Raw genomic sequence first — 4,684 nt, forward strand, 5'->3', positions numbered from 1 at the left:
TCATCTCGACCTGCCGGGCGGGCAACCGGTCGCCTCCTACGTGCTCGGACTCGCCTTCGGTTTCGGCTGGACACCGTGCATCGGGCCGATCCTCGGCGCCATCCTAACCGCCAGCGCGACAAGCGCGACGATTGGCGAGGGCGTCGCATTGCTTGCCTTCTACTCGGCCGGCCTTGGGATCCCGTTTCTGGTCGTCGCGGGGTTCACCGACAGTATTGCCGGCAGGCTGCGCGGCATCGGTCGTTGGGGTCGCCGCCTGCATCAGGCTGCGGGCGGCGTCATGATCCTGATGGGTTTGGCGATGATGACCGGGCGGTTGAGCGCACTGGCCTACTGGCTGCTGGACACCTTCCCTGTCCTTGCGCGGATCGGGTGAACAGATGCGACTGTACGAGAAACATATCCTCCCTCGGCTGACGCATCTGGCGATGGGCCAGGATCAACTTCTTCCCTACCGGCGCCGCGCCGCCTCCGGGCTGCATGGACGTGTGCTGGAGATCGGGATCGGCTCGGGCCTGAACCTTGCGCTCTACCCCGAGGCCGTGCGTCAGATCATCGGTGTTGACCCGTCGCCCGAACTCCTCTCTCGGGCCGCGCAAACCTCCCATGGCCTGATGCCCGCGGCCGAGATGATCGAGGGCGTGGCCGAAGCATTGCCGCTGGAGGATCGCAGCGTCGACTGCGTCGTCGCCACCTGGGCGCTCTGCAGCGTGTCGGAGCCGGAGAAGGCGCTCGCCGAGATCCGGCGCGTTCTCAAGCCGGACGGCATCTTCCGCTTCGTCGAGCATGGTTTGGCGCCGGAAGCCCGTGTCCGGCGCTGGCAGCGCTGGCTCACGCCTGCCTGGAAGCGTTGCGCCGGGAACTGTCACCTTGACCGCCCGACGAACGCCCTTGTCGAGAAGAGCGGGTTTCGGATCGAGCGGCTCGACACCGGCTACGCGACAGGTCCGAGGCCATTCGTATTCATGTATGAGGGGCAAGCTCGCCTCTACTAAGGAAGCTTGGAAAAAGAACAACATCGGCTTTCGATTCGTGGCGCAACACTAATGGCAAGGCAATCAATTCCCGCCTCGAACTTTTGCTGCAGGCTCCGCATTATGAGGTATTATGAGTAGTCAGAAAGATAACCGGCAGGCCAATCTGACGCGCGGCATCCGCGTCGAGATCGCCAGCCTCGTCTACAACATCATCGAGGTCGTCGTATCCGTCACCGTGGGACTTCTGACCGGCAGCGCGGCACTGGTAAGCTGGGGTCTCGACAGCACGGTCGAAGCCACCTCAGCCGCGACGCTGATCTGGCGCTTGAAGGGGGAGAAGGACGGTGCCGGCAAGCGCACGGTCCTGCACCGCAAGAAGGTCGCGCTCTACGTGGTTGCCTGTGCCTTCTGGATCGTCGTCGCGGCGATCCTCTACGAGGCGGTCTCCGCCTTCATTTCGCAGAAGGCGCCGGGCTTCAACTGGTGGGGTATCGCGATTCTGGGTGCTTCGCTCGTGGTCAACCCGTTCCTCGCCTGGGGCAAGTATCGCTATGGCAAACGGCTCGATGCGCCCGCCCTGAAGTACGATGCCAAGGACACCATGATCTGCCAGTATCAGACAATCGTGGTGTTGGCCGGGATCGGTCTGACGCAATGGATGGGCTGGTGGTGGGCCGACCCGGTCGCGGCGCTTCTGATCGTGCCCTACGTTGCGTGGGAAGCGTTTGAGGCCACCAAGGATGCGCGGTCGGTCGAGCCGGAGGAGGCCGACGCTACTGCCGACGCCTGACGTTGCGCATGATGAACCGGGATTTAGGCATGGGCGGCAGTTCTTCGGTTTCCAGATCCAGATCCTGATCTGGCACTTCGTAGTCGATGGCGTTCACGAAGAAACTGCAAAACGCCTTCATCTGGCTGATCGCGATCCACTCGCCCGGACAACGGTGGTTCCTGTGGTGATCACCACCGCCCTGCGGAATGAAGTCGTAGGGGGTGACCTCCCGATCGTGAAACCGCTCGGGCCGGAACTCTTGCGGCGCGTCCCACGAGCGAGCGTCGGTATTTGTGCCGTAGAGGTCGAGCAGAACCCTGTACCCTTTGGAAAAGCGATATCCGCGCCACTCGAAATCACTCTTCACCCGTGCCGCGACCGCGGGAAAGAACGGATACAGACGGCGGACCTCTTGCACGAAAGGTTCGAGCTGTCCCTCGTCGTCCTTCAGCTTTTGCCGCCACTCGGGATGCCGATGCAGGGCATGCGCCGCCTGGGCGATGAACGCAGAGACGGCGACGATCGGGCGTACTACGTTCAGAAGCTCCACGGCGGCAACCTTGGAGGTCAGCAGCTCCCCATTCAGATCGCGCCACGTCGCGACGACATGGGCGGCGCTTTCCTGTCCTGTCTGAAGGCTTCCGTCGCGCAGCCGTTCAATAATCCCGGCTGTCCAACGCTCTGCGCGATGCCGCGCCAGACGCGCACCCCAGTGCTTCCAGCCGACCGCCCCGGCGTCTTGGAAGAGCGCCGTCATCTGCGCCGTCCGCGTCTCGACCTCCGCTTCGGGAAGCGGCACGCCCGACCAGGCGCAGGCAGCTCTGGTGAGGATTTCGCGCACTTCGTCGTAGAGAACGACCTTCTCCGCCGCTTGCCAGTCCCGTGCGTAGCGGTCCAACAGGTCCCGCGTCGTGTTTTCGAGAGCTTCGATCCGCTCCGACGCCATGAGTGACATAAACATCCGCTTCCGATGACGGTGGGCCTCGCCATCGAGCCCCTGGATGCCCTTTTCGCCGAGCAGGGTTCTCTGGATACGCTTCGGCATCGAGCCTGCGCGCACGAGCCCATCCTCGGAATAGAAGACCTCCGCAGCTGCGGCACCAGTCATGCAGATCGTCTTTTGAAAGAGGATGCGGGTCTCGAACAGGTCGCCCTCAAGATCGCGGCATGTGTCCGGAATGAACTCATATGGGTTGCGCAGCAGGGCAAGCGTGCTGTCGATGCCCTTTGCGGATGGAATGCTGGACATCGATTATTTCCCCGTAACGTTTTCTTCTCGGTGGTTACGTTCGGGCTTGTTCTGCGCCGAGCGGAAGCTGTCCCAGAACAGCAGGGCCGCACCGCAGAAAATCGCCACATCCGCAAGATTGAAGGACGGCCAGTGGTATGTTCCGTAATGGAAATCCAGAAAATCCGGGACGGCCTGATAACGCAGCCGGTCGAGGACATTGCCGAGCGCGCCGCCGATGATCAGACCGAGAGCGGCAGCCGTCAGCCTGTCCGGCGCGCGCCACAACCAGATCAGCAGCCATGCCACGATCACGCCAGCAAGCGCGATGAGACCCCACCAAGGCACGATCCCGCCCAGCATACCGAAGCTGACTCCATCGTTCAGAACCCGCACGAGATTGAGAAAGGGTAGAACCTCGACGCCGCGCTCAAGCGCCGGTGTGTTCAGCGCAAGCGCCTTGGTACCCTGATCGAGGCCGAACGCCGCGATCGCGCAGAGCCCGCCCAGAACGCGGCTGTTCATGCCGCTGCCTTCAGATCGGCCCGCGCATCGCGGATGATTGCCCAAGACGAGTGCAGGAACAGTCCGGCGATGCCGAAGGCGACGATGAGGTCCGGCCAGGCGCTGCCCAGCCACGCCACGAGACCGGCGGCAACGACAACCGCCGCATTGCCGATGGCGTCGTTGCGCGAGAATAGCCAGACGGCCCGCATGTTCGCGTCGCCCTTGCGGAACCGCAGCAGCGGCAGAACGGAGATGACGTTGACGACAAGGGCGATCATGCCAAGCAGGCCCATTAGACCTGCATCCGGCGTCGTCCGTTCGAAGACTCGCACGATGGTCGTGCCGAGGACGCCAAGGCCGAGCAGGCCGAGGAAGATGCCTTGGATCAAGGCCGACCGTGCCCGCCAGGCGAGGCTCCAGCCGATGGCCAGCAGGCCAAGGAAGGTGATCGCGCCGTCGCCGATGAAATCGAGCGCATCGGCCTTCACGGCCTGTGACCCGGCGATGAACCCGCCGATCATTTCAACGACACCGTAACCCACGTTCAGGATCACGACGATCCAGAGCGCGCGTCGGTAGGCCGGATCCTGATGGGCGGGATTCGGCGGAATGTCTCCATCGCCTTCGATCCGGTCGAAGCCGTAGCCGGTCACCGCAACGGCCTTTTCGATGTCCGGCAGGCGCGCTTCGGGGGCGCTCAGTGTCATGATGTGCGTCGCCGCCGACACCTTCACATCGTCAGCCGCGACTCCGGCCGACTGCGCCGCCCGCTCGATCTGCGCGGCATCCTTCGCGCAGTCCATACCGGAAACCCGGTAACGGACGGGCGGAACATCTGCCGTCGGTCCGGCACTTTCGGTGTTGGCCATGGTCGCGCTATTCCTGCTAGAATGAATTGAAGGACAACGTATCAGCGAGGAGTGATATGGCCCAAATCGTCGATGACCGCAAGAGCGCGACCATCGAGCGACGGGCGAAGCTGTTCCGCGGCTTCGCGGACCCGAGCCGCCTGGCCATCCTCGGTGCACTTTGCAACGAGCCATTGGCCGTTCACGAGATCGTCGAGCGGACCGAACTATCGCAACCCAACGTCTCCAACCATCTGAGGTGCCTGCTGGACTGCGGGCTTGTCGCCAGCGACCGCGAAGGGCGCTTCATCCGTTACCGTATCAGCAACCCGCGCATCACGGTCCTTCTGAA

At 63.2% G+C, this 4,684-nt stretch carries 6 protein-coding genes and 1 pseudogene; 4 read left to right on the forward strand and 3 right to left on the reverse strand.

Features of this window, described 5'->3' with window-relative positions; genetic code table 11:
• From CJ301_RS18320 to CJ301_RS18330, 3 genes and pseudogenes are all read left to right on the forward strand, one after another.
• A pseudogene (locus tag CJ301_RS18320) lies at window positions 1-376 on the forward strand (cytochrome c biogenesis protein CcdA); the annotation flags it as partial.
• A 4-nt stretch (window positions 377-380) separates the two neighbouring features.
• Entirely contained in the window at window positions 381-995 is a 615-nt protein-coding gene (locus CJ301_RS18325; RefSeq protein ID WP_099278771.1) for a class I SAM-dependent methyltransferase, read from the forward strand.
• Window positions 996-1,107: 112 nt separating this feature from the next.
• Window positions 1,108-1,767 (forward strand): cation diffusion facilitator family transporter, encoded by a 660-nt coding sequence (locus tag CJ301_RS18330; RefSeq protein ID WP_082379096.1) that lies wholly within the window; start codon window positions 1,108-1,110, stop codon window positions 1,765-1,767.
• Here CJ301_RS18330 and CJ301_RS18335 read toward each other — a convergent pair.
• From CJ301_RS18335 to CJ301_RS18345, 3 genes are read right to left on the reverse strand one after another with little or no spacing between them, the layout of a single operon-like run.
• Window positions 1,751-2,998 (reverse strand): cytochrome P450, encoded by a 1,248-nt coding sequence (locus CJ301_RS18335; RefSeq protein WP_047998166.1) that lies wholly within the window; start codon window positions 2,996-2,998, stop codon window positions 1,751-1,753. The genes CJ301_RS18330 and CJ301_RS18335 overlap by 17 nt on opposite strands.
• Window positions 2,999-3,001: 3 nt before the next feature.
• Window positions 3,002-3,502: a signal peptidase II gene (gene lspA / locus CJ301_RS18340; RefSeq protein WP_009807499.1), complete on the reverse strand. Its 501-nt coding sequence runs from the start codon at window positions 3,500-3,502 to the stop codon at window positions 3,002-3,004.
• Entirely contained in the window at window positions 3,499-4,353 is an 855-nt protein-coding gene (locus tag CJ301_RS18345; protein ID WP_064260189.1) for a cation transporter, read from the reverse strand. The genes lspA and CJ301_RS18345 overlap by 4 nt, the downstream gene beginning before the upstream one ends.
• Before the next feature lie 56 nt (window positions 4,354-4,409).
• Here CJ301_RS18345 and CJ301_RS18350 point away from each other — a divergent pair.
• On the forward strand, window positions 4,410-4,684 hold a 275-nt coding region (locus CJ301_RS18350; protein ID WP_099278772.1), incomplete at its 3' end, for an ArsR/SmtB family transcription factor.

The sequence above is a fragment of the Limimaricola cinnabarinus genome (assembly GCF_002723615.1).
GTDB lineage: Bacteria > Pseudomonadota > Alphaproteobacteria > Rhodobacterales > Rhodobacteraceae > Limimaricola > Limimaricola cinnabarinus_B.